General features: G+C 42.9%; 25 protein-coding genes. 10 read left to right on the top strand and 15 right to left on the bottom strand.

Going from position 1 to position 25,749, the window contains the following annotated elements:
• Nucleotides 1–3: 3 nt before the first annotated feature.
• Nucleotides 4–1,092 (top strand): GerAB/ArcD/ProY family transporter, encoded by a 1,089-nt coding sequence (locus tag V5M37_RS02345; protein WP_423800583.1) that lies wholly within the window; start codon nt 4–6, stop codon nt 1,090–1,092.
• Nucleotides 1,093–1,144: 52 nt separating this feature from the next.
• Here the strand turns inward: V5M37_RS02345 and V5M37_RS02340 are convergent, their stop codons facing one another.
• The 5 genes from V5M37_RS02340 to V5M37_RS02320 form a co-directional block, all read right to left on the bottom strand.
• Nucleotides 1,145–1,924, bottom strand: coding sequence for an SDR family NAD(P)-dependent oxidoreductase (locus V5M37_RS02340; RefSeq protein ID WP_423800582.1), 780 nt, complete (start codon nt 1,922–1,924; stop codon nt 1,145–1,147).
• Between the two features lie 392 nt (nt 1,925–2,316).
• Nucleotides 2,317–2,853, bottom strand: coding sequence for a response regulator (locus V5M37_RS02335; RefSeq protein ID WP_423800581.1), 537 nt, complete (start codon nt 2,851–2,853; stop codon nt 2,317–2,319).
• Nucleotides 2,854–2,932: 79 nt separating this feature from the next.
• Complete coding sequence (locus V5M37_RS02330; RefSeq protein ID WP_423800580.1) at nt 2,933–3,964, bottom strand: fatty acid desaturase; 1,032 nt, start codon at nt 3,962–3,964, stop codon at nt 2,933–2,935.
• A 143-nt stretch (nt 3,965–4,107) separates the two neighbouring features.
• Entirely contained in the window at nt 4,108–5,349 is a 1,242-nt protein-coding gene (gene fabF, locus V5M37_RS02325) for a beta-ketoacyl-ACP synthase II (protein WP_423800579.1), read from the bottom strand.
• 91 nt (nt 5,350–5,440) lie between these two features.
• Nucleotides 5,441–7,630, bottom strand: a complete 2,190-nt coding sequence (locus V5M37_RS02320) for an alpha-galactosidase (RefSeq protein ID WP_423800578.1) — start codon at nt 7,628–7,630, stop codon at nt 5,441–5,443.
• A 738-nt stretch (nt 7,631–8,368) separates the two neighbouring features.
• Here V5M37_RS02320 and V5M37_RS02315 point away from each other — a divergent pair.
• Together V5M37_RS02315 and V5M37_RS02310 are read left to right on the top strand one after the other, a co-directional pair.
• Nucleotides 8,369–8,896: a hypothetical protein gene (locus V5M37_RS02315; protein ID WP_423800577.1), complete on the top strand. Its 528-nt coding sequence runs from the start codon at nt 8,369–8,371 to the stop codon at nt 8,894–8,896.
• Nucleotides 8,897–9,066: 170 nt separating this feature from the next.
• Nucleotides 9,067–10,149, top strand: coding sequence for a branched-chain amino acid aminotransferase (locus tag V5M37_RS02310; protein WP_423800576.1), 1,083 nt, complete (start codon nt 9,067–9,069; stop codon nt 10,147–10,149).
• A 58-nt stretch (nt 10,150–10,207) separates the two neighbouring features.
• Here V5M37_RS02310 and V5M37_RS02305 read toward each other — a convergent pair whose 3' ends face one another.
• Nucleotides 10,208–10,579 (bottom strand): hypothetical protein, encoded by a 372-nt coding sequence (locus V5M37_RS02305; RefSeq protein ID WP_423800575.1) that lies wholly within the window; start codon nt 10,577–10,579, stop codon nt 10,208–10,210.
• 99 nt (nt 10,580–10,678) lie between these two features.
• Nucleotides 10,679–11,140 carry a nucleoside deaminase gene (locus V5M37_RS02300; protein ID WP_423800574.1) on the bottom strand — a complete coding sequence of 154 codons (462 nt, stop codon included), beginning with the start codon at nt 11,138–11,140 and terminating at the stop codon, nt 10,679–10,681.
• Between the two features lie 186 nt (nt 11,141–11,326).
• Here V5M37_RS02300 and V5M37_RS02295 point away from each other — a divergent pair, with 186 nt between their 5' ends.
• The 3 genes from V5M37_RS02295 (at nt 11,327) to V5M37_RS02285 (ending at nt 13,377) form a co-directional block, all read left to right on the top strand.
• Nucleotides 11,327–11,917, top strand: coding sequence for a guanylate kinase (locus tag V5M37_RS02295; RefSeq protein WP_423800573.1), 591 nt, complete (start codon nt 11,327–11,329; stop codon nt 11,915–11,917).
• A 308-nt stretch (nt 11,918–12,225) separates the two neighbouring features.
• The gene (locus V5M37_RS02290) at nt 12,226–13,008 is read left to right on the top strand and encodes a GNAT family N-acetyltransferase (RefSeq protein WP_423800572.1); all 783 of its coding nucleotides are present in this window, start codon (nt 12,226–12,228) and stop codon (nt 13,006–13,008) included.
• Nucleotides 13,009–13,182: 174 nt separating this feature from the next.
• Nucleotides 13,183–13,377: a hypothetical protein gene (locus V5M37_RS02285; RefSeq protein ID WP_213147620.1), complete on the top strand. Its 195-nt coding sequence runs from the start codon at nt 13,183–13,185 to the stop codon at nt 13,375–13,377.
• Nucleotides 13,378–13,423: 46 nt separating this feature from the next.
• Here the strand turns inward: V5M37_RS02285 and V5M37_RS02280 are convergent, their stop codons facing one another.
• Together V5M37_RS02280 and V5M37_RS02275 are read right to left on the bottom strand one after the other, a co-directional pair.
• On the bottom strand, nt 13,424–14,236 hold the full coding sequence (locus tag V5M37_RS02280; RefSeq protein ID WP_423800571.1) for a VOC family protein: 813 nt from the start codon (nt 14,234–14,236) through the stop codon (nt 13,424–13,426).
• Nucleotides 14,237–14,280: 44 nt separating this feature from the next.
• Entirely contained in the window at nt 14,281–14,847 is a 567-nt protein-coding gene (locus tag V5M37_RS02275; RefSeq protein WP_423800570.1) for an MOSC domain-containing protein, read from the bottom strand.
• Between the two features lie 201 nt (nt 14,848–15,048).
• Here V5M37_RS02275 and V5M37_RS02270 point away from each other — a divergent pair, with 201 nt between their 5' ends.
• The 3 genes from V5M37_RS02270 to V5M37_RS02260 all read left to right on the top strand — a co-directional run bounded on the left by V5M37_RS02270 (nt 15,049) and on the right by V5M37_RS02260 (nt 18,586).
• Nucleotides 15,049–15,933 (top strand): hypothetical protein, encoded by an 885-nt coding sequence (locus V5M37_RS02270; RefSeq protein ID WP_423800569.1) that lies wholly within the window; start codon nt 15,049–15,051, stop codon nt 15,931–15,933.
• Nucleotides 15,934–16,028: 95 nt separating this feature from the next.
• Nucleotides 16,029–16,994: a LacI family DNA-binding transcriptional regulator gene (locus tag V5M37_RS02265; protein ID WP_423800568.1), complete on the top strand. Its 966-nt coding sequence runs from the start codon at nt 16,029–16,031 to the stop codon at nt 16,992–16,994.
• Nucleotides 16,995–17,296: 302 nt separating this feature from the next.
• The gene (locus V5M37_RS02260; RefSeq protein ID WP_423800567.1) at nt 17,297–18,586 is read left to right on the top strand and encodes an NCS2 family permease; all 1,290 of its coding nucleotides are present in this window, start codon (nt 17,297–17,299) and stop codon (nt 18,584–18,586) included.
• A 69-nt stretch (nt 18,587–18,655) separates the two neighbouring features.
• Here the strand turns inward: V5M37_RS02260 and V5M37_RS02255 are convergent, their stop codons facing one another.
• Both V5M37_RS02255 and V5M37_RS02250 read right to left on the bottom strand, forming a co-directional pair.
• Nucleotides 18,656–20,038 (bottom strand): L-cystine transporter, encoded by a 1,383-nt coding sequence (locus tag V5M37_RS02255; RefSeq protein ID WP_423800566.1) that lies wholly within the window; start codon nt 20,036–20,038, stop codon nt 18,656–18,658.
• A gap of 253 nt (nt 20,039–20,291) precedes the next feature.
• The gene (locus V5M37_RS02250) at nt 20,292–21,098 is read right to left on the bottom strand and encodes a hypothetical protein (RefSeq protein WP_423800565.1); all 807 of its coding nucleotides are present in this window, start codon (nt 21,096–21,098) and stop codon (nt 20,292–20,294) included.
• A gap of 335 nt (nt 21,099–21,433) precedes the next feature.
• On the opposite strand from V5M37_RS02250, the gene V5M37_RS02245 reads away from it, so the two are divergent.
• On the top strand, nt 21,434–22,417 hold the full coding sequence (locus V5M37_RS02245; RefSeq protein WP_423800564.1) for a Gfo/Idh/MocA family protein: 984 nt from the start codon (nt 21,434–21,436) through the stop codon (nt 22,415–22,417).
• A gap of 53 nt (nt 22,418–22,470) precedes the next feature.
• Here the strand turns inward: V5M37_RS02245 and V5M37_RS02240 are convergent, their stop codons facing one another.
• The 4 genes from V5M37_RS02240 to V5M37_RS02225 form a co-directional block, all read right to left on the bottom strand.
• Nucleotides 22,471–23,097, bottom strand: a complete 627-nt coding sequence (locus tag V5M37_RS02240; protein ID WP_423800563.1) for a histidine phosphatase family protein — start codon at nt 23,095–23,097, stop codon at nt 22,471–22,473.
• Nucleotides 23,098–23,116: 19 nt separating this feature from the next.
• The gene (locus V5M37_RS02235; RefSeq protein ID WP_423802560.1) at nt 23,117–23,644 is read right to left on the bottom strand and encodes a DinB family protein; all 528 of its coding nucleotides are present in this window, start codon (nt 23,642–23,644) and stop codon (nt 23,117–23,119) included.
• A gap of 162 nt (nt 23,645–23,806) precedes the next feature.
• Nucleotides 23,807–24,394, bottom strand: a complete 588-nt coding sequence (locus tag V5M37_RS02230; protein ID WP_423800562.1) for a PepSY-associated TM helix domain-containing protein — start codon at nt 24,392–24,394, stop codon at nt 23,807–23,809.
• A 97-nt stretch (nt 24,395–24,491) separates the two neighbouring features.
• On the bottom strand, nt 24,492–25,745 hold the full coding sequence (locus V5M37_RS02225) for a sensor histidine kinase (protein WP_423800561.1): 1,254 nt from the start codon (nt 25,743–25,745) through the stop codon (nt 24,492–24,494).
• Nucleotides 25,746–25,749: the final 4 nt, after the last annotated feature.

The following is a 25,749-nucleotide window of genomic DNA, read 5'->3' as shown; positions in this document are numbered from 1 at the left end:
TACATGCTTGAAAAGGGTAAAATATCACCACATCAATTTACCATAATGATTGCTTTATTTATAGTCGGCGGCAGTGTTCTGTATGTCCCATCAGGACTTATTCATACCGCAAAACAAGATGCTTGGTTAGCTAGTATTCTTGTGGTCGGGCTCGCACTGCTGCTCGTGTTTATGTTTAATGCACTGGGAAGCAGTTTTCCAAATATGGACTTTACTCAATATTGCGAGAAGGTATTAGGAAAATGGCTTGGAAAACTCGTTTCCCTTTTATATTTCGTTTATTTTTTCCTTAGTACTGCCACTTTTGTACGGCAGTTCGGTGATTTTGTAATTATCCAGCTTCTCCGAGAGACACCTATTCTGGCAGTGCATATCCTGCTCATAGTCATTATGACCATGGCTGTCCGTTACGGCCTAGAGCCCTTTTCTCGTGCGATAGAAATTTTCTTTCCGTTTATTCTTTTACTTTTTGTTATATTTATTATTTCAATTATGCCAATGATTCATTTTCATAACGCCCTGCCGATACTAGACAATGGAATAAAACCAGTATTGGGAGCAACTGTGAAATCTCTTGGAACCCCTTATTTACAATTGGTGTTATTTTTGATGGTCTTCCCTGCTGTTAACCGGACAAAGCCCGCTAAAAAGTCATTTTTGCTTGGGACAGTAATGGGAGGGGGCATGTTAGCGCTTGTCACTTTAATGAGCATTTTGTGCTTTGGGGCCGTTTTTTCTGAAAATCAGCAATTCGTAACCTATGTCCTCGCACTCAACATTAATATCGGCGGATTTTGGCAGCGCATTGAAGCGATTATGGCATTCATCTGGTTCATTACCATTTATATTAAGATCACCCTTTATTTCTATGGATCGGTTATATGCATGGGACAAATTTTTAAACTAAAGGAATATAAATCTTTAACCTTTCCTCTAGGGTTCATCACGCTATTTCTCTCTCTATTTATCAATAAAAATATTGTTGAATCAGACCAACAAGCCGAATGGTGGACCGCTTTTTCCCTTCCTTTTGGACTTTTTATCCCTTTATTGTTACTCGTAGTAAGTAAAGTTAGAAAAAGGGGTAATTAAACAAGAGGCACCTAATCCGAATTCTGGTTTAGGTGCCTTTTCCTTTTTCCGATTATAACGTTCCAGCAAGTCCTCCGTCGATATTCACCGCTACCCCTGAAACATATGAGGCGGCATCAGAAACAAGGAAGGAAATCACTTTCGCTGCTTCTTCCGTATTTCCGATGCGGCCTAGTGGAATTTGCCGGTCTTTCCTTGAAAACTCTTCCCATGATAGATCTGGCGCTTGGTTTTTCCACATTTTTTCGATTTGCTCACTGCGAATCAGACCAATACAAACGGTATTAACGCGGATATTGTCCTTGCCTAGGTCTTTACTCATTGCCTTTGTAAGAGCCATTCCTGCTGCCCGGCTGACCGATGTTGGCAGCGAAGAGGCAGGCGGAGTTTTCCCAGAGATGGCCGTGACATTGACGATAGCCCCGCCCCCTGCCTGACGCATATATGGTACGGCATAGCGTGAACAATGAATCGCCCCGAATAGTTTTAAATCTAGATCCTGCTGCCAAAGCTCCGTTTCCACTTTTTCGAATGGGTGGGCTTGTGACGTACCGGCATTGTTCACCAAAATATCCAGCCGCCCATATTTTTCAACAGCTGCTTGGACCAGTTTCTGACAATCCTCTTCCTTCGTAACATCCGCCACCACGTACAGTACTTCTTTTCCGGTCTTTTCAAAAATAAAGGCAGCCGCCTCTTGTAAACGGTCCTCGTTTCTGGCACAAATCGTGACTTCTGCACCTTCTCCCACTAAATAAAGGGCCGTTTCCAAGCCAATCCCTTTGCTTGCCCCCGTAATGATGGCGGATTTCCCTATTAAACCTAATTCCATGATAGTGTTCCCCTTTCTCATTCACTTTTTATCCTTCCCCTTAATGATACAGAAAAAATGAATAAGTTGGTATTTTCGGGACTCTAGGCTCCTACAACGGTATTTGTCGAACTGAAGCTGATATATCAAAGCAGTTTTTTGCATAAATATATACCCATTACCATTTTCCTGTAGAAAGGGGGAATTTTTTTGATGGATGTCTGCATTTCTTGCGGAATGGAATTATCAATCATGGAGCGCAACAGGGCCGAATGCTGGGAGTGCAGGGATAAGAAGACGACTGAGGTTTACGCCGAAGAGGAAGATTAGTTGTGCAGTCATGTGACTAAGCCTAAAGACTCGCAGCCAAAAATCAAGAGACACCTACCAATTCGGCAGGTGTCTCTTACTGTTTATCCAGCGGTTAATTTCATTTTTTCTATGATTGCTGAAAAGTAGTTCCGGACCGTTCCCTTTTTGTTTGATGGCTGATTCGATGTGTCTATGATTGGACAACCATCGAGACAGTTTGGCTCCTCTGTTTCTAGCCTGGTATCGGGTTCTTCCTTTAGCTCCGGAGCGTAAATCCGCTCTCCCCTCATGATGCTGCGAATCGAACCGGCCAGCTCCTCACTCGGGCTGTCCTTCAATAAATAGCCTGTTACACCCGCCTTTAGGGCACGCTTCCAGTAACCTGCTCTTGCAAAAGTTGTTAGAATGATGACCTTACAGCCCGCCGACATTAAAGATTCAGCAACTTCAAGGCCATTCTTCCCAGGCATATCTACATCCATAATACAAATATCCGGCTTTAAGCGGTGCACGAGTGTCAGTGCTTCTTCCCCGTTGCTGGCCTGCCCTGCCACTTCCATGTCCTCTTCCAGGTTAAGCAGGGAACCAATGACTCCTAACAGCATTTCCTGATCCTCTAAGATGACGATTCTGATCATTTTGTTCCCTCCTTGGCGGCACCTGCCATTATGCAAAGACTCCCCAAAAAGAAACGGGGAGTCAGCCAATAATAGTCATTTATAGCTCCGGTTTTGCGTGAATGGAAACACTTTTTCTCATTACCTCTTTGGCCTCTTTAAAGCTTACAAAATCCTTCTTTTCCTCATCCCATAAGCGAAACTTTAGTGACTTTAAGCTTGTAGCCAGTGTAATGGTTGGAACATTTTGCAGCGGAAGCGTATTATTATGCGCCTCTTCTAATTTATAGTTTGGTACCCTTGGGTTTAAATGGTGGACGTGATGGAAACCGATATTTCCTGTCAGCCATTGCAGAAGCTTCGGCAGTTTATAGAACGAACTTCCTTCCACGGCAGCCTTTACATACTCCCAGTCTTTGTCTTCTTCAAAATAAGAATCCTCGAAGGTATGCTGGACATAAAACAGCCAAATGCCCGCTGCCCCAGAAATCATGAAAATGGTTCCTTGTACGATTAAGAACGCCTGCCATCCAATTGCCCAGCAAAGCAGCCCTGCTAACGCCAGGATCAGAACATTCGTCAGATAGGTGTTATTGCGTTCCTTTTGTTTGGCGCCTCTATGGTTAAATCTATTTTTTAACAGGAATTGATAAATTGGCCCCAATCCAAACAAAACGATTGGATTGCGATACAAACGATAGCCTAAACGAAGTTTGAACGATGCTGCCTTATATTCTTCTACTGTCAGCGTCCAAATATCGCCTGTCCCCCGCTTGTCGAGATTGCCGCTTGTTGCGTGGTGAATCGCATGATCATGCCCCCACTGGTCAAACGGGAACAACGTCAAAACCCCCATAAATGTCCCCACTACTCGATTAGCACGTCGGCTTTTCAAGAAGGAATAATGGGTGCAATCATGAAAAATAATGAACATCCTGACCAAAAATCCTGCCGCCAGAATAGCTGGTACCAGTGTCAGCCAATAGGAGACTGACAAGCTTTGATAAGCAAGGAACCATAATATTAGAAATGGCACGACCGTATTAATTATTTGCATTACACTTTGCTTTATAGTGGTTTGTTCAAAAGATGCAACTTGTTTTCGTAATTGTTTCGTACTCTCTAAGGTCATTTTTCAATTTCCCTTCTTTGTATGTCGTTAAACTAAGTATAGGAGATTGAAAATAATCTTGTTAGTAGCATGTGTCATGGACTAGGCATGACAAATGTCATGAAAAGGCGAAATTTTGGCTAAACATGTAGAAAAATCCGCCTTTATTTAATATATTTTTTAAAAATCAATGTTGCATTATGGCCGCCGAAACCGAAGGAGTTGGATAAGACGACTTGAACATCCTTCTTTTTCGCTGTATTTGGAACGTAATCTAAATCCAGACCTTCATCTGGTGTTTCGTAATTAATGGTTGGCGGAATGATCCCTTCCTTGATGGAAAGTAGCGAAAAAATAGCCTCAATCGCACCCGTTGCCCCAAGCATATGTCCGGTCATCGATTTGGTGGAGCTTACAGATAAGCCGTTGGCATGGCCGCCAAATACCTCTTTGATGGCCATCGTTTCATACAAGTCATTATAATAAGTGGACGTACCGTGGGCATTGATATAGTCCACTTGTTCAGGTGAGATTCCGGCGTCCTCCAAGGCTGCTTTCATCGCACGCTGGGCGCCTTCTCCATCTGGTGCCGGTGTTGTGATATGATGGGCGTCGCCTGAAGCCCCGTACCCAACAATTTCTCCATAGATGCGTGCACCTCGGGCTAGTGCGTGTTCTAATTCTTCCAATATCACGATGCCGGCGCCTTCCCCGATCACAAAGCCATCACGGTTCTTATCGAAAGGCCTGCTTGCTGTATTCGGATCTGGATTTTTCGAAAGGGCGGTCATATTAGAGAATCCGGCAACCGTCATTTCTGTGATGGTGGCTTCCGTTCCTCCGGCGATCATCATTTCAGCATCGCCTTTTTGAATCACGCGGAAAGCATCGCCGATGGAATTAGCACCGGATGCGCATGCCGTAACAGAGCAATTGTTCATTCCCTTGGCACCAAGTTCAATGGAGACTTGGCCGGCTGCCATGTCCGGAATAAACATTGGAATCGTAAACGGATTAACCCTTCTTTGGCCTTTTTCAATAAATTTCTTATGCTGTTCCTCAAATTCGCCTAGCCCGCCGATGCCTGAACCAATCCATACTCCGACCCGTTCAGGATAAATATCTGTACCAATCTGAATACCGGCATCCGCTGCCGCCATTTTACTTGCAGCGATCGCGAATTGACTGTAACGCCCCATTCTCCTCGCTTCTTTTTTATCCATATAGTTTTCTGGTGCGAAGTCTTTTACTTCCGCTGCGATTTTGACATCTACTTTATCTGTATTAAATAGGGTGGCCGGACCGATGCCTGAAATGCCGTTTTTAATATTATCCCATGTCGTCAGGGCGTCATTACCGAGAGGGGTAACCGCTCCAATACCCGTAATCACTACTCTTCTTTTCAACTTACTAACCCCCACTTGTTTATTCACTTAATTCATTGAAAATTTCTCATTCCTTCTATTTTACCTAATTTGGAGTGGTTCTCCTAATATTTCAATTTTCCCCGTGAATTTCGAATATCTCTGAGAAAAAATCAGTCTTTACGAGCGGCAAGGTTACTCCTATCTTCATCAGTTCATCCCCATAAAAGACCTTTTCCCCGTTGTTAAGCCGATATTTCTGTTTCGGATGTAATCCCCGTAACAGAAGGCGACGGAAGGGTGGATTCGGGACTGCTAGTGTTTGATAGTAAAAAACAATCGCATGCTGCTGATTGTCCGCGACGAACATCCAGGCTGTTTCCAGTCCTTCGAAGGGGCTGAGAAGCCTATACAAATCACCAAAGCTAATAAGACCCTGGATTTTACGATAGTGCTGGATTCCCTTTTGTACCGCCAGTTTTTCTTCCGGGCCCAGCTTGTCGACATTTAATTCAAAACCTAAGTTGGCAGCCATGGCCACAGACAATCTCATTTGAATGGGTGTTATTCGTCCAACTTGGTGGTTCGGTACATCTGAGACGTGGGCGCCCATGGTGATGGCCGGATAAACGATGCTAGTTCCATATTGGATTTTCAGCCTTTCGACTGCGTCTGTGTTATCACTTGTCCAGGTTTGCGGCATGTAATACAGCATACCCGGGTCGAAACGGCCGCCGCCTCCCGAGCAGCTTTCAAATAAAATATGCGGAAAACGTTCGGTTAATTTTTCTAATATATGATAAAGGCCAAGCATATAACGGTGGGCTGTTTCCTTCTGCCGTTCAGGAGAGAGTGCAGCGGAACCAATCTCTGTCATGTTTCGGTTCATATCCCATTTCACATAGGAAATCGGGGCACTGCGGAAGAGGTTTGTGAGTGTTTCGAGAAGCCACTCACAGACCTCACTCCGGGATAAATCAAGAATGAGCTGGTTCCGCGACAGCGTCCGGTTCCGCCCCTTTACATGCAGACACCAATCGGGATGCTTCCGGTACAAATCGCTGTCAGGCGAGACCATTTCCGGCTCGACCCACAGTCCAAATTTCATTCCTTTTGTTTGCACGTAGTCCCCCAAGCCCTTTAACCCGTGTGGCAGTTTCTTCTGGTAGACAGTCCAGTCCCCTAGCGAGCTTTTGTCATTGTCACGTCGGCCAAACCAGCCGTCATCAAGTACAAATAGCTCGATTTTAAGCCCTGCCGCCGCATCCGTCAGTTCCTTTAATTTTCGTTCAGAAAAATCAAAACGAGTGGCTTCCCAGTTATTGATAAGGACTGGGCGTAATTTATCGCGATAGGTTCCACGGCACACCCTGGCTCGCAATAGTTTGTGAAAGGTTCGTGACATTCCGCCAAGACCTGCCGATGAATAAACCATGATGGCCTCCGGGGTTTGAAATGTTCCCCCAGGCTTTAATAGCCAAATGAAATCAAACGGATTAATGCCAATCGAGAGCCTCGTTGTTTCGTAAGGAGCGACTTCAATAGACGCTTCAAAATTACCGCTATACACCAGACTAACCCCATAGACCTCTCCATGTTCTTCGCCCGCATCCTTTGAAAGCAGTGCGAGAAAAGGGTTATGCTGGTGGCTGCTGGCGCCCCTTGAGGAGGAAATCGATTGAACTCCATGATGGAGCGGCTCCCGTTCGAGACAGCGCTCCCTTGCCCATGTTCCGTGAAGATGGAGCCAGTCCCAATCAGAATGGTGAAAGTCCAAGGACATGCTCATACATTTGTGTATTTCCACCGCCTGGGTTCCTAGGTGCTCGAAGGAAGCCGATCTGGTAATCACATCAAAGTCCCTGTAAATAGTGTAAAAGAGGTTAATCCCTATCCCCAGATTAGAATCAACCATCGTAATGACCAAGGTTTCCGCTTCGGAATCATCCTCGACATAGGCAAAAGGCAGCCCTACTAGGGATGGCTTTCCTTTTAAGATTTCATGTGAATCATAAACAAACTCGGTAATCGTAGAACCGTCACTGGTGCGCAGCTGATAGGCCGGGCACCTAAAATCACCGTTGCCGTACGCCGGATACTCTTGGGGAAGAGTGTCCAGGGAAAATTGTTTGCTTGTTGGTTCTGTTGTTGGCGAAAAGGTCCTGCCTTTAAAGGAAAGGATCGAAGCAGGCTGCAATGTGTGAACCCGCTTACCCCAGTACAAATGGGCAGGAAATTTTCTATGTACAATTTGAAGCAAATAACTTGTCCGTTCATTAAATAGGTGAAATATCCCATCCTTTTCATTCCACTCGATTGGCACGACAATCCTCTCCCTTGCTTTTATTGTCTTATTTCATCCTATTTTGCTCTGCATTGAAAAATCACTAGGATTAGGTAAAAGATCAGGAGGTTTTTGTTATGTTTTCGAAGAACTTATTTTTTAGAATCTTTTCAAAAGATTGTGGCTTTCCGACTAAGGAATAACATATTGCCCCGCTGTAAGCGATAGAACACTTGGTAATATAACTTGTCCAGTCGCATATAACCTTTCTATGCACCCCAACGCTTGTAAAAATCAGCGGTTCGGTCGCTTATAACCTTTCTATGAGCCCCAACGATGGAAAAAGTCAGCGGTCCGTTTGCATATAACCTTTCTATGCACCCCAACGCTTGTAAAAATCTGCGGTTCGGTCGCTTATAACCTTTCTATGAGCCCCAACGTTTGTAAAAATCTGCGGTTCGGTCGCTTATAACCTTTCTATGAGCCCCAACGTTTGTAAAAATCTGCGGTTCGGTCGCTTATAACCTTTCTATGAGCCCCAACGTTTGTAAAAATCTGCGGTCCGGTTGCATATAACCTTTCTATGCACCCCAAGGCTTGTAAAAACCAGCGGTTCGGTCTTATAGGAGCAAAAACAACAATATTTAAGAAAACAGCAATTTTTAAAAATAATTGAATATATTTATTTCATATTTTTTCCAAAATATATTTTGATATCGCTTAGATAACACGCTTTTTTAGAAGGCAATCTAAACAATCATAACAAGAGGTGAAAAAATGAGGTCCCGTTTCCATGCACTGTTGTTGTTCATCGGCGGGCTTGTTTGGGTAATAGTCGGCACTCGTCTGGCTCTTAGTCCCCCTGGCAACCCAGCTTTGGATATCTACCGGGATTCAAAAGGCTCGATGCCGCTGCTCAGTATTGGAATACTGTTTATTACAAGTGGAATGGTGATTTTTTACCAGGATATTTTCCTTCATAAAGGCCTTGCGAAATTCTCCTTTATTCTCATTCAATCTGGAAGCGTCCTTTATTTTATCGGCCATTCACTAAGACAGTTCTTGATTGGCGCGTGGGAACCGGCAGCACCTGTCGGTTTCATTATGTTAATTATAGGCATGTTTCTGTCCGGCCTTAGAAATATAAAGGTAAAATCACTGCCTGCACCAATCAGTTATTTCATATTAATAAGTTCACTATGCCTGCTCTTCTTTAATGACCAATTCTTCACTGCATGGATGTCAGTGCCATTTGGGCTCATTTGGATTGCCATTGGTGGAGCCTTATTTTTTAAGCCTCTTTGAACGCAATTTGCCAGCATCATTTTTGCACATTAACGGACCATAAGGCGTACAAATTAATTTAAAGTGTTAAAGTGCCATGGAATACCAAGTTTTCCATACTCAAATTATTGTGTTTTTTCTGAAAAAGTCGTAGTCTCTATATATAAGAGATTTCGAGATGAGGTGCGAAGATGACACAAGAGATTACATTTATTCAACGAGAACAATTAAAGGCTAAGCCTGATCCCGCTTCGCTTGGATTTGGGAAGTATTTTACGGATTACATGTTTGTAATGGATTATCATACAGATAACGGCTGGCATAATGCCAGGATTGTACCTTATGGACCATTAACACTTGATCCATCATCCATGGTATTCCATTACGGACAAGCGATTTTTGAAGGAATGAAGGCCTATAAAACTCCAGATGGTGAGGTGCAGCTTTTCCGTCCGGATAAAAACATGAAGCGTCTGAACGACTCCTGCGACAGGCTTTGCATCCCGCAAGTTGATGGGGAGTTCTTATTAAAAGCGATTAAACAATTGGTTACAGTTGAAAAAGACTGGGTTCCGGAAGGCGCCGGACAATCGCTTTACATCCGCCCATTCATTTATGCATCGGAGGCAGGTCTTGGGGTACATCCTGCCCATCAATATACATTGCTTGTTATCATGTCTCCGTCAGGTGCCTATTATGGGGATCAATTAAATCCTGTTAACATCTATGTTGAAGAGCATTATGTCCGCGCAGTTCTTGGCGGGGTTGGACACGTGAAGACTTCCGGCAATTACGCAGCAAGCCTGAAAGCCCAGGAAAAGGCCGAAGCGAACGGCTACGCGCAAATTCTTTGGTTAGATGCGAAGGAAAACAAATATGTTGAAGAAGTAGGCAGCATGAATATTTTCTTCAAAATAAATGGTGAAGTCGTTACACCTAAGCTAAATGGCAGCATTTTACCAGGGGTAACTCGTGATTCTGTTATTCAGATTTTAAAACATTGGGGAGAACCTGTCCGCGAGGAGAGAATCTCCATTGAAGAGGTTTTTGCGGCATATGAGCGTGGAGAACTGGAAGAGGTTTTCGGAGCTGGAACTGCAGCCGTTATCTCACCTGTTGGCGAATTAACATGGAACGGCAAAACGATCGTCATTAACGACCGCAAAATCGGGCAAACATCCCAACGCCTCTATGATGGCATCACAGGCATTCAATTAGGCAAGCTCGAGGATCCATTTAACTGGACCGTTAAAGTGAGCGCTGTAGAAGTTTAACCAATAGAAAAGGTGCCTGCTCCCCGCCGTGATAACGCACGCAGGGGTCAGGCACCTTTTATTTTACTGACAACTCTTTTATTTTTTCTATCCAATCTTTGAAGCTGCCGAATTCATTGGCATCGAATCCAAAGTGTTCTTTTATGATTTGGATGGTTTCGCTTTCTTTTTCTTGAAAAACCCCATCTGAATAAATCAGTTGTAAGAGTTCTGCTAAAACAATATTTTTGGAGCGTTCAGTTTTGAAAGTTATCAGAATGTCTTCGATTGCGAGACCTTCTATTTGGTAATCCTTCAGCCCCATTTCCTTTTGAAACTTGCTAAGGACGGAACTTTCAAATATCGACAAATTCCCATCAATATTGGCAATCATCGCCGCAAGTTCAAGAAATGCCTTTTTCTCCTCAGGCTGAAGTTCTGCTAGAAACATTTATTACATACATCTCCTTGTAATCGTATATATTTATATACGTAACATGTCTATAAAAGTTTCATTTTAACCATATGCTTGTAAACTGTTTCGCACTTTTTATTTTTTCAAAACTGTTTTTTCCAAAGCTCCATTGGACTTTCTTGTCCTTCTTCTAAAGGCATTTGGATAAATTGCAAGGACCTTTCGGATGGAGACTTTTTCAAATCCTCGTAAATGGATTTTGATTTTCCCAAACCCAACTTCAGCGGCGTCCTCTACCGACGCACAATAATAGACTTTTTCAACTCCTGCAAAGTACATGGCTGCCAAGCACATCGCGCAAGGCTCACCGCTGGCGTAAACTACACACCCCGATAAATCATTCGTTTGAAATTGTTCCTGGGCGCGGCGAATGGCCAGCAACTCCGCATGGCCGCTGATATCAAACTTTTTGTGGAGCTCATTTACACCCTCTGAGACGATTGTATTATTTTTGACAAGCACCGCTCCAAACGGCTGCCCGCCTTCTGCGACATTTTGAAGTGCGAGCTCTACAGCCCGTTTCATGAATTTGTCCATTTCTTTCTTCCTTTCTTTTTTAGGATAAGACTCCATATCCGGCAAGTATCTAGTTGTTTTTCCCTATAAAGCCACACATTCCCATTTCGTTATCATTTTGATATAATGATAGTATACCCTATATGCATCCAGAAAGATTTCCTCCAGATAAAGGGCTATCTTATAAAAATAAAAGGAGGTACCTCGATGTATCAGATCAAAGGGAAAGAAAAAATTTTCGTTTACACAGGTCCTGATGGTTCCGGACGAAAAACTATTGCGAAAAATGTCGCTACCGCATTTGACATGGAAACTGTTCTCTCTTACACCACTCGTTCCCCACGGCATTATGAAAAAGACGGCGAAGATTACCACTTTATAACTGAAGAAACCTTCAAAAACATGCAAGCCCAACAAGAATTTCTCGAAAGCGTCGAGATTGATGGAATCCATTATGGGATCCGTGAACAAGATGTTGTAGAGGCCTTTAAAAACCATGATTTCGTTTATTTGACCTTAAATCCCGAAGGTGCTGAAAAGCTGAAAAAAATGTATGGAGATCATGTTGTACGAATTTTTGTGTACGCGGATCGTGATACGGTCATCGAAAGACATAAGAATCGTCAAGATAGTGAGGAAGTCATTGAACGGCATATGAGCCATTATAACGAAACAATGAGCTATAAAGGCAGCTGTGAACATGCATTCGAAAACTTCGATTCCCCGCAGGTCTCTTACCAAGTCAGTGAGCTAATCGAATCCTACCTGGACAGAAATCTCACCGTAACGGATTACTAAACTACTTAAAAGGGGCTTACCCCGCATTAACCTAGAAAATTGGTAAAATGAAAGGCGGACAGTACACACGGGACTGTTCGCCTTTTGTGTTACTCCATCACACCGGAAAAAGGGTTTCCTTTTACCGTTTTAGTAGTTATAAACTCTTTATAACGATTCACTCATTCCTCCAACCGTTCAGGCGTTATGAACTCTTCATAGTTTATATATCTTTTAAGGATTACGAGTTGTAAACAGCCTTTTCAATAAAATTCTTGAATTTTCCATATCGCACGCGTACTCTATTTAAAACAAGGGGGGATTATGGCGTGATTAGAAAGCTTACCGAACAAGACCATCAGCAGGTTCTTACATTTTTAAGTGAAGAACCGTCTATTAATCTATTTATCATCGGGGATATCGAGGCTTTCGGATATTCATCGGAGTTTCAGGAAATTTGGGCAGAGTTTGATGAACAGAGTACAATTAAAGCTGTTCTTCTAAGATTCCATCAATCTTTCATTCCTTACGCAAAGGGAGAATTTGATACTGCCGGCTTTGTCTCCATTATGAGACGGTACACGCAGCCTATTTTTCTATCAGGGAAGTCCGATATCCTGGAAAAATTCGAGGCCTTTGAGGAACTATCTCTTGGCAAAAAACAAGTAACATTCTTTGCAGAGTGCCTTTCTGACGACTGTCTTGGTGACAATGATATAGAGGTTAAAAAGGCGACAATTGAGGACGTTGATCAAATCATTGAGCTTCGCAGCAGCATTGAGGAATTTCACATTAGAAGTGACGCCCGGAAGATGCTAATCAATGCAATGGAAACCAACACAGGAAGAACCTATTATACCTCCCGCCAAGGCGTGATGACCGCCTGTGTTTCCACGACAGCAGAAAATTCCATATCAGCGATGATTGTCGGAGTCTGCACGCGAAAGGAAAACCGCCGACAAGGTCTAGCAACAGCTATCATGGAAAAGTTATTTAAGGATGTTCTAGCAGAAGGTAAAACGCTTTGTCTCTTCTATGATAACCCGGAAGCAGGCCGTATTTATAAACGGCTTGGCTTTAAAGATATTGGGAAGTGGACCATGTACCGCTAAAAATCGCCGTCAAAAAAAGTAAGGTGCCGAGTCACCTTCCTTTTTACCGTTAATACACTAGGTATAAGTCCCGCACTCACCATTACCTTAACAAGCCGGGGGCTGTCCCACTGCATAAAATCACCTGCATGCAAATAAGCTAATATAAGCATCTAAATAAAGGGGTTGGAAGCAATGGCCATTTTCAACAAAATCGCCTTATTCTTTGTCATTTTATATTCCGTTTTCACCATCATTAATACCTATTTAGGTGAAACCGAGCGAGCCCAATCCAACGTCATTTACTTCCTGATGAACGGATTTGCCTATATCGTCACCGCATTCGAAAAAGAAAAACACAGTCAGGCTTCAGATGCATTCACGTATTAATGCAACTGGGGCCTTGCCCCCGGCGCGTTAAAGCGGACAAGTATACCTATCGAAAACTCCAATAACCATTTAGCTTTTCAAAGATCTGGGTTTGGTCTGTGTTTGATAGGTTTACTATGAATGGGGTCTCCCCTTTTTCCTTCAGCACTTTCGCGGTAATCCCTTCCCCCATAGGACTGCAAAACAAAAGCTCTGTTCCGGCCAGGGCTATTTTTCTGCACCGAGCATTTAATTCATGGTTTGTGAACTCCTCTTTCACTTGGAGGTTAAGGAGTTTCCCCCAGATGGCCAAGGTATCGTCCAAATTATGAACCGCAAAACCAACACTCTCAAATCGGACACCCCCTGCCGGATGGCGGTCAATAAGACCTAACTGATCTAGTTCTGCCAACCGTTCGTCGTCGGATTTCTCCCATTGAATAAAGAAAGGAAGCCGCAACTCCGACCCAGCATACTCTGGGAATAGCAGCGACCATTTAATGACCTCGCCGTCACCGCGGACACGCTCTCCCGGAATCGATCCATAAACCGTAAATCCTTTCTTCTTCAGCTGTACTGCCAATTCTTCGATCTCATTTGTACGGATCGCAATCCGGGCCGGCCCTTCCCCATTCCCCTTCGGAAGCTGTTCCACAATGTGTGTAATCAAGCGGTTAGCTTCATGCGTCGCAGCTTTTTGCCAATCCTCAATCCCTAAAAACTCTAAGTAACTTAATCCAAAATAACTTAAGGTGTTATACGTCCCCCAAGACTCATGCCGTCCGCCGGGTACCAATTTTAACCCTATTTGTTCAAGAGGCTCGATGGCCTCCCCCGGGTTTTTGAAGAACCAAACTAAATGGTCGAAAGAAAATTGCATATGAATTCCCCCTGTTATGTAAAAATCATTTCAAGTATAAAAAACTATTGCATCGGATTCATATAATCATTTACCAATATTTGTACCTCTTCACCTTCGGAAATGCCCCCCGGTCTTTCCACTGCACAAACGATTCCCCGCCGCTTATACCCGGCACGGACAAAACGTGCGGCCAGCTTAGGATACTCCGGAAAGTGCTTTTGAATCTCCTCACCAGGGAAGATGCACGGCAGGTTTTCCCCCATGCAGATCAATCCGGCCCCACTTGGAAACAGAATACGCGAGCCCAGCGTTAATTTGGTTAACTCCGGAAAGCCTTGCACCAATAAGTTCGCTCCTAGCCATTCCGGCAGAACATGCTGTACCCCTAACTCTTCCGCAATCTCGGCACAATCTTCCTCTGAAACGACTGTAATCTGCCGGCGGTTCAGAATTTCCGTCCCCTTTGGATACATGGGCTGTCTAGAGTCAGCCGCGCACGTTACCCCGAAATGACGATCACCTCTTATTCCGCCAAATTCAAGTTGTACCTCCGGAATCCTTCTGGTCACAAAGCTGCCCTCCTGATCAGCGATTAAAATAGCCTTGATGTTTGCTTTTGCTTTTTTCATATCAAAATCCTCCCGTAAAAAATCCACTAATTCTACTTTACCTCAGGCTGACACCAAATCCAATTTTTACAAATCGACCACGTTCACATAATTTTCAGATTCATTTTTTCATAGATAAGTTATAATACGGTTGTCACCCCTAGAATATCTTCTCTAGCCCCTTTCAAAAAAATCCACTTAGAAAGCTGGTTGATTCGTTCTATGAAAAAACAATCTTTATGTCCGTGCGGCAGCGGCAAACCTCAGGAGAAATGCTGTGGTAATAAGCTGCAAATGAATGTATTTATACAGCCTTTCGCTAATCCGGAGGAACGGGAAGAATTTATAAAGAACATGGCGATAGGCTCCCAATTTCATCTTCGGCAACGCGGCCACTTTTTCTATTACGGAAAAGATATTCTCTCCTACAAACGGGAACAGCCTGCCAACAAGCTCCGCAATGAATTTCTCGAGGCTTTTTCAAGCTTTATGACCGATACGTTAGAAGATACCTGTCCTCCTTCATGGTATGAATGCGATTCCTCATTCTGGGAAGAATTAATCTTCACTCATTTTCCTCATTGTATGAAAATTACGCCGCAAGAAAAAGAAACCGAAAAATTCCTGATGCAGTTGAAAAATTTCGTCCGCTGGCTGGACCGTAGGGTTGGCACTTCTTGGTATGATCTTGTTAACCAATATGCGAATGAGGCCCGCTCCGACCTTAAAACCTGCGAACGCCTGCTGAATTACCTCTTTTTATGCGATTTCCCTCGGCTTCACCACAGTGACTTTAATCTCGAGTTGGCTTTGCAAAAAGTCGAATATAAGTTTGACCAGTTTGATGAACGGAAGGATAGTCTGTTTGAAGTGACCAGTAGAATTGAAGATACCATTGTGCTAACCGAATTCAACACCAACCGGACTTATTACATAAAGGGAATCCCTCGCCACTTGATTAAACCGGGGCTCATAATGAACGGTTCCATCGGCCGCAAAAAGGGTGAAAAAGCATGGGAATGGTATCACACAGAGGGTATTTATCCGAACAGAGGCAGGAAGTATATGAGGCTGAATATCCCTGAACTAGAGCCTACTCACGTATAACACCTTAACGAAGTGAGGCTTTTCATTCTTCATTTTCCTTATAAAAAGTATTATACTCTTCCTAATAATAGCAACGATGGAGAGTGTCTGACACCTTGACTAATATCAGAGATTTAGCAAAAATGGCCGGCGTTTCCGTCACGACGGTATCTAGGGTGCTCAATAATCACCCATATGTCAAAGAGGAAAAGCGCAAGGCTGTCCTCGATGCCATTAAGCAAAGCAATTACCAGCCAAATATTAACGCGGTTCATTTAAGCATGGGAAAAACCTTCCTTGTCGGTGTGGTGGTCCCATACATTGACCACCCCTATTTCGCTTCGTTAATGAAAGGAATCTCCCATGAAGCATTAGCACACAATTATAATCTCGTTCTTTTCCAAACCAACTATAAGGAAGAAAGAGAATTAGACGCCTTGCAAATGTTAAAGCAAAAACAAATTGATGCGTTAATCATTTGTTCGAGAGCAAGCAGCTGGCCGTTGATTGAGGAGTTTCTTCCTTACGGCCCGATTGTCCTGTGTGAGGACACCAGGGGCAAAAAAGTGTCTTCCACCTTTGTGGATCACTATCAAACCTTTATCTATGCACTGGAATATTTAATTCAAAAAGGGCATCGAAAAGTTGGTTATTCTATCGGACGCAAAACGGGTACAAACAGTAAGTTTAGAGAACTGGCCTATAAGGATTTTCTGCAAAAAAATCATTTACCATTTGACCCTGCTCACGTTTTCGATAATTGTCTTTATTTTGAGGATGGCGAACGGGTCGTTGATACGATTGCAAGTATGGACGATCCTCCGTCTGCCCTCCTGGTGACAAATGATGATGTCGCTGCCGGAATCGTCACCTGCGCAAGGAATCGGCAAATCTCCATTCCTAGTGACCTAGCGCTGATTGGCTTTAATAACCAGCCGATTGCTCAAATAATGGACATCACGACGATTGAAATCCCGCTTGTAGAAATTGGCAGGAAGCTTTTCCTTCAGGGAATAGCAGTAGAACAGGAAATTTCTTATCAGGAGGTATCTGTTAGGTTGATTGAACGCGGTACAGTCTAATCCAAAGACTTGCGTTCAGTTGATGCGGCTGTACCCAATTTTTCTTTAAAAAATTGTATCAATCTCCTTGACCTGAAACGCGTTTCATACTCTATCCTAAATTTTGTAATACCGCAGCACCTAGCTGGCGTGATCGGATTCTCGAGCGTTACGGTAGGTGCTGCAGGCAGCTTAGCTGGAAGCAAGCTCCTCTCTTGTTATTGTCATTTTCTGTGTTATAATATTTCCCGGCATAAGTTGATTCATAGAATTCTAACTTGATGCGGGCGGGAGAGGGACACACTAGAAAGTGTGATAAGAAAATGAAGGGAGTTTTTAAACTAAGCGAGCATGGAACAAGCTTGAAGAAGGAGGTTATTGCGGGGGCTACGGCGTTCTTTTCCATTGTCTATATTATCGCTGTCAATGGAAGTATTCTGCAGGATGCAGGCATACCACTCGAAGCCGGAATTATCGCAACCGTACTATCTTCACTGATTGGCTGCTTGCTTGTGGCATTTGTTGCCAACGCACCATTAATTATCGTACCAGGAATGGGAATTAATGCCCTATTCACCTACACGATTGTCGGTACGATGGGCCTGGACTATAAGGAGGCACTGGCTGCCGTTGTCGTGTCAGGCATTCTCTTTGTGATTGTGGCTTTCACGAAATTATCCGGCATCATCTCAAGAGCGATACCGTCATCTTTAAAGGAATCCATTTCAGTCGGAATTGGCTTATTTATCGCCTTTATCGGCCTGCAAAAAAGCGGCATCATTGTTGGGAATCCAACGAACTTCGTGGCGCTTGGCAATTTAGCGTCCCCGATTGTAATGGCGTCGATTATTAATCTGATCATCACGTTATTTTTATTTTTAAAGAAAGTACCTGGGAATTTCCTGATTAGCATTATTTTAGGAACGTTCGTGTCCTATCTTTTCGGATTGGTAGACTTTTCGAAAACCCACACCAGTTTTATTTCCTTTGCGGACTATAAAAACGTCTTCCTAAGTGCAGACTTTGAAAAAATAACCACGATTCCGTTCTGGACAGCGGCTTTTTCACTGGTATTAGTGCTTGTATTTGAAAATATCGGCCTGCTTCATTCCCAAGTAGACGGGATGCTGCAAGCACCTGAAAAAAACGGAAAATCCTTAAAGGCCATTTCGATTTCCACGATCGTATGCGGATTATTCGGCACAAGTCCATCTGTATCAACGGTTGAAACGGCAGCAGGGATTACCGCAGGTGGAAGAACAGGTTTAACCTCGATTATCACGGGGCTGCTTTTCCTGGCATCGCTTTTCTTCATGCCGTTCATCAAACTGGTTCCGGCAACAGCGATCGCGCCAATCCTAATTATTATCGGTGGTTTAATGCTGACCAATATCGTAAATATTGATTTCACTGATTTTACGGAAGCCTTTCCGGCTTTTCTCGTAATCATCATGATTCCGTTAACCTACAGCATCGTTGATGGAATTGCCTTCGGATTTATCGCCTATCCGCTGGTAAAGCTGTTTACCAACAAGAAACATCAGCTTTCCCTTTCCATCTATATTATTTCGATTCTTTTCTTGACGAACTTTTTACTGCACTCGATTGGTTAACAGCAAGTGCGTTTAATATACACAAAAAGCAGAATGCCAACTCAGCATTCTGCTTTTTTAATTACTATATTATGCTTCCACTACATTAGGCTGTTGGTAAACTTCGCTTTCGAATTCGCCGGTTGCCTTACTTGTTAATACTCCCGCAGTCATTGCACCACTGACGTTAAGGGCTGTACGACCCATGTCAATTAAAGGCTCAACGGAGATTAAGAGACCAACAATCGCAACTGGCAGGTTCAAGACTGATAGAACGATTAAAGCTGCGAAGGTTGCCCCGCCGCCTACACCGGCTACGCCGAATGAACTGATTGCAACCACAATAATCAGAGTGATGATGAAAGAAATGCTTGTTGGGTCAATACCTGCAGACGGCGCTACCATGACTGCGAGCATCGCCGGATAAATTCCTGCACAGCCGTTTTGTCCGATGGATAGTCCGAAAGAACCGGCGAAGTTGGCAATCCCTTCAGACACACCAAAGTCTTTCGTTTGTGTCTTAATGGTCATTGGCAATGTTCCTGCACTTGAACGTGACGAAAAGGCAAACGTTAATGTAGGCATCCCTTTTTTCACATAGTTTACAGGATTTAATTTTGCAAATGTTAAAAGTAATAAATGTACAATAAACATCAAGATAAGTGCTACGTAAGATGCGACGACAAACTTTCCTAATTTTACAATCGCATCGTAATCACTAGTCGCTGCCACCTTTGTAATGATGGCCAAAATACCGTATGGCGTTAATCTAAGAATGAGTGTTACCACCCTCATGGTGATGGAATATAACGTATCAATTATTTTTGCAAAAAACTCAGCCTTCTCTGGTTCCTTGCGTTTTATCCCAAGATATGCAACACCGATGAAAGCTGCAAAAATAACAACTGCAATTGTTGATGTTGGGCGGGCGCCTGTTAAATCTAGAAACGGATTGCTTGGAATGAGTTCAACGATTTGCTGTGGCAGTGTCATACTTTCAACGCCAACCACTTTTTCTTTCAATAGCTCATTGCGGGCATTTTCAGCATCCCCCGCCGTTAACTTTATTCCATCAAGCCCGAATCCGAGTGCAGATCCGATACCGATGGCTGCAGAAACCGCCGTAGTCCCAAGAAGGATGGCAATGACAAGAAAACTGATTTTCCCAATATTTTTAGTCAGCTTTAACTTTGTAAAAGCCCCTACAATCGATACGAACACTAATGGCATAACAACCATTTGCAGCAGTTTGACATAACCGCCGCCGACAATATTAAACCAGTTAATCGACTGTGTTGTTACTTCATGTGTTCCACCGTAAATAAGATGTATAATAAAACCAAAAACAAGACCTAAACCAAGTCCAGTAAACACACGTTTTGAAAAAGAAACATGCTTTTTTTGCATCATGAACAAGCCGAACATCAGCAAGAGAAGCACGACCACATTCACAATAATTAATATGTTATTCATTTCATAACCTCCTATTTTAATACTTTCAAATTTTAATGTATTTATTCCTATGAGTCAAGTCGGAATTAATAATGCTTTAAAGCATTAAGTTTTTACTTTAAAAATACAATAAGTAACGGGCATATTCCATATAAACCAAAGGCGTCCTTAATAGGATTTACTATATTAGTATAATTTAATCGTTTTCAGGTAGAAACATTGATAATCTCCCACTGTTGGAGTTTCATTTTCCACGTCTCCTTTAAATAATTGGTCACGGCCCTGGTATGAACCCATTTGAAAAAAGAATAACCATATAGATGAAAGAACATATTACTCCAATTGGCACAAGAACGACTGGTATGAAAATGGTTTTTCTAAGAAAAGGATTACTTTTTACCAGCTCACCCTTGGCCGTTTTTTCGAAAAAACACTGTAATAACGGAATAAATAGAAGTGGATATAGACGGTAGTATTCGAAATAAATGGTAAAATCAATCGGCAGTATGTAAGGGATCATAGTTACGATTAAGGCTAAACTGACGACACCAGCGGAGTATAGTAAATCTTGCTTACTAGCTTTTATAAGATACATGACGAATAGGTGAATCCCTGACCAAATAATAAAAATGATCTCTATCCCCTCTTCTTTGTCATCATAAAAATGCGGTAAATAGCCGATTCCGTCAAATAAAAATGTCATAATAAGCGAAGTGGTGCCGCTGATGACAAAAATCTTTTTTGCTATTTTGCTTTGTTTTAATTTAAAAGCAAGCAAGAAAATCAAGTAAAACGCTGGCAGCAGGAAGAGGATGATTTCCTCATATATGATTCCTAATGCAAACAGAGTAAAGGCAATGATTAGATAAAATCCATGTGTGAAGAGGTGCTCTTCGAGGGTCTTCTTATTTCGATTAAACAAGTAAAGGAACACATTAATAAAACACCAGGCAGCGAGTAGAACAAAAATAAATATGGCCTGATCTGCTATTTTTACACTCCAGTCAAAAATTACTATTTGAAGGAAAAACAAAGACAATATGGCATAACAGATGTAATAAAGACTAAAATTACGGATCAACGTGGCCACCCCGGTTTAATAATTTATGGAAACATTTGTTAATTCAAATTCTAACATAATATGAATCTACCGTGTCTTTTTTTGAGAACGGGGCCTATTGGACAATTGGTTTGCCAGGACGCTCCGTTTTGTCCTTTAGAAGCCTTCTATTGGAAGCTTTACGATCGCATAGTTTCGGTTTTGTCTTTTATTTTCTTCACAAAAAACTTAAGCCTCCCCACTGTTCAAAAGTGATGCAAAAGAACCGTCCCCATGCTTCCCCATGCTTCATTTGGCAAGTACGCCAAAATACTTTATGATGTTAGGAGTATTTTGTTATTGGAGGACTTGACCATATGAATATTGCTACTATCGGAACGGGTTCGATCGTGGATACCTTCCTTTCTGCACTTAACGCAATCGATGACGCCCAATGTGTGGCGATGTATTCCCGAAAACAGGAAACTGCCCAACCGTTAGCCGAAAAATATCAAATCCCTGCTATCTACACCGACATCGAAAAAATGTTCCAGGACCCAGGCATCGACTTTATTTACTTGGCATCCCCAAACAGCCTGCATTACGAACAGGCCGCAAGAGCTCTCCAACATGGAAAACATGTCATATGTGAAAAACCGTTCACATCGACCGTCGCAGAACTTGAAAGCTTGATAGCACTCGCCAAACAAAAGAAGTTAATGCTGTTTGAGGCTATCACAACCATTCACCTGCCCAACTATCAACTCATTAAAGATAACCTGCCAAGCCTAGGGCAAATAAGGATGATCCAGTGTAACTACAGCCAATACTCAAGCCGGTACGATGCCCTGCTTGCCGGGGAGACACCGAATGTATTTAATCCGAAGTTTTCCGGCGGCGCCCTTGTCGACATCAACATTTATAACCTGCATTTCGTGATGAACCTGTTCGGTATACCAGAATCCATCCGCTATACGGCAAATAAGCATGCGAACGGGATTGATACCTCAGGGGTACTTGTCATGAAATATCCTGACTTTATCGCCGAATGCGTGGGAAGCAAGGATACACAAGGCCTGAACTTTGTCCTCATCCAAGGTGAAAAGGGATATATCCATGTTGAACATGGGGCAAATGGGTGTCAAAACGTCATCTTACATACCGAAGGAACAGCCGTCACCTTAAACAATCAGACGACAACGAACAAGCTTTATTATGAACTGCTGGCTTTCAAAGAAATGTTTAAAAATCAGGATTTTGACCGCTGCTATAAACTGCTTGATTACAGTTACTCAGTCATGGAGATGCTAGTTGCAGCTAGAAAGGACGCCGGCATCGTTTTCCCAGCCGACCAGCCATAATTAAGAAAAAATGGCCCCGTGCCTTTTTGGCGGGGCCATTTGCATATGTTTACTTAGATTTCAACCTTTGGCACAAATATTTTTTCGTACTGATAGTCCCCATCCACTTCGTCAATCTTGATGACAGAGGCATTTTCAATCGGCTTGAAATTGATTAAATCTTCGACCGGCGATTCCATCAGAAAAGCCAGCAGCATATGCATAAAGGCTGCATGCGTGACAATCACAAGGTTATCGTAGCGTTGCTGCCGCTTAAGGCGGTCAACGACTGTGTTCATAAACATGGTCGCACGCAGATATACATCAGCAAGGGACTCCCCATTTTGAAAGCGAAAATAAAATTGCCCCGCCGCTTTATATTCCTTTTTAGCCTCCGGAGTTCGGTTGTTGAAATCATAAAGATTGCCAAGCTCCCATTCTCTTAATAGAGGGTTCTCGAAAAATGGAACCTCCCCCGGCAGCAAGGAATGGATCGCCTGGGCGGTTTGTTTCGTCCGCAAATAAGGGGAACTATATAGTACGGTCTTTCCATTCACGTTTGTCTTCATGAAATCGGCCGTAACTTGGGCTTGCTTGTGGCCTAGCTCTGTCAAACTATGCTGGGAATCGTGCGTATGCGCCATCACGTTCCTGTCAACGTTATGCTCTGATTCGCCGTGACGGATAACATAAATATTCAAAATCTCCACCTCTAATTTCTTAGTTTTTTTCTTTTTTGATCATCTTTTTTATGAGCCGAATCTGGCCCCTATGATTCAATTCATCTTCAAAAACATGAAACCATTTAAAATAGTTATTGGCTGGAAGGTTCCACCAAAATGGAGTCTGCTCAAATAACCACTCGTCCGGCAAGGTTTTAAACTTTTCAATGGTGGCAGCCCGGACTTCGGCTAATTCCTTTAAGTAATAATCAATGGAATAACCTTTGATTTCTTGTGCGGGTCTTCCCAGATCTAGTGCTGGATTAAATTGGGCAACTTCTTCATCGGTTAAATCGTCGCGATTTTCAAAGGTAACGATTTGGTACACTTTTTCAACTGCTGAAAAATGCGCTAGCAGCATTCCGATCGAATTGGCATTCTCGTCATAAAGAAAATCCAGCTCCTCGACGGTAAGATCCTTCACTTCTTCAATTGTTGTGGCCCTTGCGTAGTCCATCATTGAAACTAGTTTGCTGAATTCTGGACCCAGCCCATCCTTTTGATCAATGATTAATATTGACTCCATATCCTTTATCAAATCTGCTTTCCTCCACTGTCCGAAAATTCATTCTCCCTTTTATTCGGCATCTGGCATTCGATTTCCTGTTAATTTTATGCAAAATAAAGAGACACCTCGTTCAAACGTGCCTCTTCCATTTTAATAAACTATCATGTTTGCTTTTCCTAATTAGAGCACCGCATTATAAGGATCTTCCTCACGTCTTTTCCTTTTTCTCTCCGCACCAAGGACTTTTAGAGAAAGATAGATGCCTGAACCTGTTAGAAACATCATCGCAATGGCAGTCAGATCGATCAGCCACTTGACATCGGTATTTCCGATTCGCCCTTCATGAAGCCCCCTGATGATGCCCATAGCGGATGTTTGGCCAATGCCTTCACCGCGGAACCCTCTCGTGAAGTTTCCGTTTCCGTTAAACCTGCCAGCTCCTCCTTGGAATTGGCCGTTTCCGTTCTGCCCCTGCATTTGGTTACCATTTTGTCCTTGCATTTGATTTCCAGATTGCCCATTTGGTTGTCCTTGGTTGTTATCGCCCGCTTGGCCTTGCATTTGGCGATTAAACCCTCCTTGAGCCTGTCCAGCTCCGTTTGTAAAACCTTGTCTAAATTGACCAGGCTGGAAATTGCCGCGCTCCCCCATTTGTGTCTGTCCAATCAACCATGGTTCATTCATAAGCAGTCCTGTGAGCGACTCCATAAAGATTAATACAGAAGCTATTAAACCAATCCATAAATGCGCTTTTCTCACTTTTTTCATTTAAAGTTTTCTCCCTTCAATATGCTTGTACCCATTAGATACCCTCATTATGAAGAGCTTTCCTTAAGATATTCTTAAAAAAATTAAAGAACCCAAATTAATTTTTTTGGGTTCTTGGAAATACAATTTCAATCGATGTTCCTTTACCAAGCGAGCTGTCCACTTTGACTTTTCCGTGGTGCTTGTCAATAATCCATTTAGCGATGGATAAGCCAAGTCCCGTTCCCTCAGCAGATGTCCGAGCTTTATCGCTTTGGAAAAAGCGGTCAAATATACGCGGGATGTCCTGCTCCGGAATGCCAATCCCAGTGTCCTTTACGGTAAGCGTAATGCTTGAGTGGCTTTGCAGACAAGACAGCTTGATCTCCCCGCCTTCATTTGTATACTTCATCGCGTTGTCCAATAATATAACAATGAGCTGGTGAATCCTTTCCTTATCCCCGCAAAATGCAACGGATTCAGGTGTCTCTAAATGGATTGATTTTCCTTGATATAAAGCAATATCTTCAAATTGCAGAAGGATTTCTTTTATAAGCTCGTCGATTTGAAACTCTTGCTTCTTCATTTCCAGCTGATTGGAATCAGACCTAGCCAGCGTCAATAAATTGGTCACCAGCTTGGAAAGTCTGCGCGATTCCTTAGAAATAGTGGAAATATCGTGAATTTTATCCTGGATGGTAGACTTTGGATTCCGGAACAGCACATCAGTTTTGGCCTGAATTACCGCCAACGGCGTCCTCAGCTCATGAGAGGCATCCGAGACAAATTCCTGCTGTTTATCCCAAGCCTTCTTAATCGGGACAAGAGCCCTGCCAGCCAGGAAATACCCGGAAGCCAGCGCGCAAATCACACCAATACCGCAGCCGATGAAGATAATTAATAACAGCCTATTTAATAATTCTTTTTCCGAATTGACGTTGCGAATGAATTGCACGGTGATTTTTCCGGCCGTCGTATTCACATCAAAAGCGATATATCGGTAGGAAAACCCTCCTGCTACCACATCCTGCAAGGAATTTAGTTTCTTCGGCCGAATCTGCTCCTCTTTACCCGCAAACAACTCGGCTTCACGACCTTGTTCCCCGATCAGCTGTTTACCTTCTCCCTGCCACAATAAGGTCATAATCCTTGGGTCCCGTTTCATGAACCTAGGGCCGGGAGAATCATGATCATCATCGTCAACGCCTGGCTGCTGTTGAAAATGATTAACAGATTCCATTAACGACCGGTTTACATCCTGATATAATCGATTATCGGTATAAAAATAAATAATGCTTCCAAGAATGCTGATTAACACGATGAAAACCAGCGAATTTAACAAAGTCAGCCTAATATGTGTGCGCCTGAACATATAC

This window comes from Neobacillus sp. SAB-20_R2A (assembly GCF_049568635.1).
Taxonomy (GTDB): Bacteria; Bacillota; Bacilli; order Bacillales; family Cytobacillaceae; genus Neobacillus; species Neobacillus citreus.
This window is presented reverse-complemented; position numbering and strand designations above follow the sequence as displayed.

Excerpts from the sequence above, each read along its gene's own strand:
- V5M37_RS02335 (WP_423800581.1), bottom strand. The coding sequence starts at position 2,853 with ATGATCAGAATCGTCATCTTAGAGGATCAGGAAATGCTGTTAGGAGTC.
- V5M37_RS02255 (WP_423800566.1), bottom strand. The coding sequence starts at position 20,038 with ATGAATAACATATTAATTATTGTGAATGTGGTCGTGCTTCTCTTGCTG.
- V5M37_RS02310 (WP_423800576.1), top strand. The coding sequence starts at position 9,067 with ATGACACAAGAGATTACATTTATTCAACGAGAACAATTAAAGGCTAAG.
- V5M37_RS02245 (WP_423800564.1), top strand. The coding sequence starts at position 21,434 with ATGAATATTGCTACTATCGGAACGGGTTCGATCGTGGATACCTTCCTT.
- V5M37_RS02345 (WP_423800583.1), top strand. The coding sequence starts at position 4 with ATGCTTGAAAAGGGTAAAATATCACCACATCAATTTACCATAATGATT.
- V5M37_RS02295 (WP_423800573.1), top strand. The coding sequence starts at position 11,327 with ATGTATCAGATCAAAGGGAAAGAAAAAATTTTCGTTTACACAGGTCCT.
- V5M37_RS02235 (WP_423802560.1), bottom strand. The coding sequence starts at position 23,644 with ATGGAGTCAATATTAATCATTGATCAAAAGGATGGGCTGGGTCCAGAA.
- V5M37_RS02305 (WP_423800575.1), bottom strand. The coding sequence starts at position 10,579 with ATGTTTCTAGCAGAACTTCAGCCTGAGGAGAAAAAGGCATTTCTTGAA.
- V5M37_RS02230 (WP_423800562.1), bottom strand. The coding sequence starts at position 24,394 with ATGAAAAAAGTGAGAAAAGCGCATTTATGGATTGGTTTAATAGCTTCT.
- V5M37_RS02340 (WP_423800582.1), bottom strand. The coding sequence starts at position 1,924 with ATGGAATTAGGTTTAATAGGGAAATCCGCCATCATTACGGGGGCAAGC.
- V5M37_RS02225 (WP_423800561.1), bottom strand. The coding sequence starts at position 25,745 with ATGTTCAGGCGCACACATATTAGGCTGACTTTGTTAAATTCGCTGGTT.
- V5M37_RS02275 (WP_423800570.1), bottom strand. The coding sequence starts at position 14,847 with ATGAAAAAAGCAAAAGCAAACATCAAGGCTATTTTAATCGCTGATCAG.
- V5M37_RS02280 (WP_423800571.1), bottom strand. The coding sequence starts at position 14,236 with ATGCAATTTTCTTTCGACCATTTAGTTTGGTTCTTCAAAAACCCGGGG.
- V5M37_RS02260 (WP_423800567.1), top strand. The coding sequence starts at position 17,297 with ATGAAGGGAGTTTTTAAACTAAGCGAGCATGGAACAAGCTTGAAGAAG.
- V5M37_RS02270 (WP_423800569.1), top strand. The coding sequence starts at position 15,049 with ATGAAAAAACAATCTTTATGTCCGTGCGGCAGCGGCAAACCTCAGGAG.
- V5M37_RS02300 (WP_423800574.1), bottom strand. The coding sequence starts at position 11,140 with ATGGACAAATTCATGAAACGGGCTGTAGAGCTCGCACTTCAAAATGTC.
- V5M37_RS02330 (WP_423800580.1), bottom strand. The coding sequence starts at position 3,964 with ATGACCTTAGAGAGTACGAAACAATTACGAAAACAAGTTGCATCTTTT.
- V5M37_RS02315 (WP_423800577.1), top strand. The coding sequence starts at position 8,369 with ATGAGGTCCCGTTTCCATGCACTGTTGTTGTTCATCGGCGGGCTTGTT.
- V5M37_RS02285 (WP_213147620.1), top strand. The coding sequence starts at position 13,183 with ATGGCCATTTTCAACAAAATCGCCTTATTCTTTGTCATTTTATATTCC.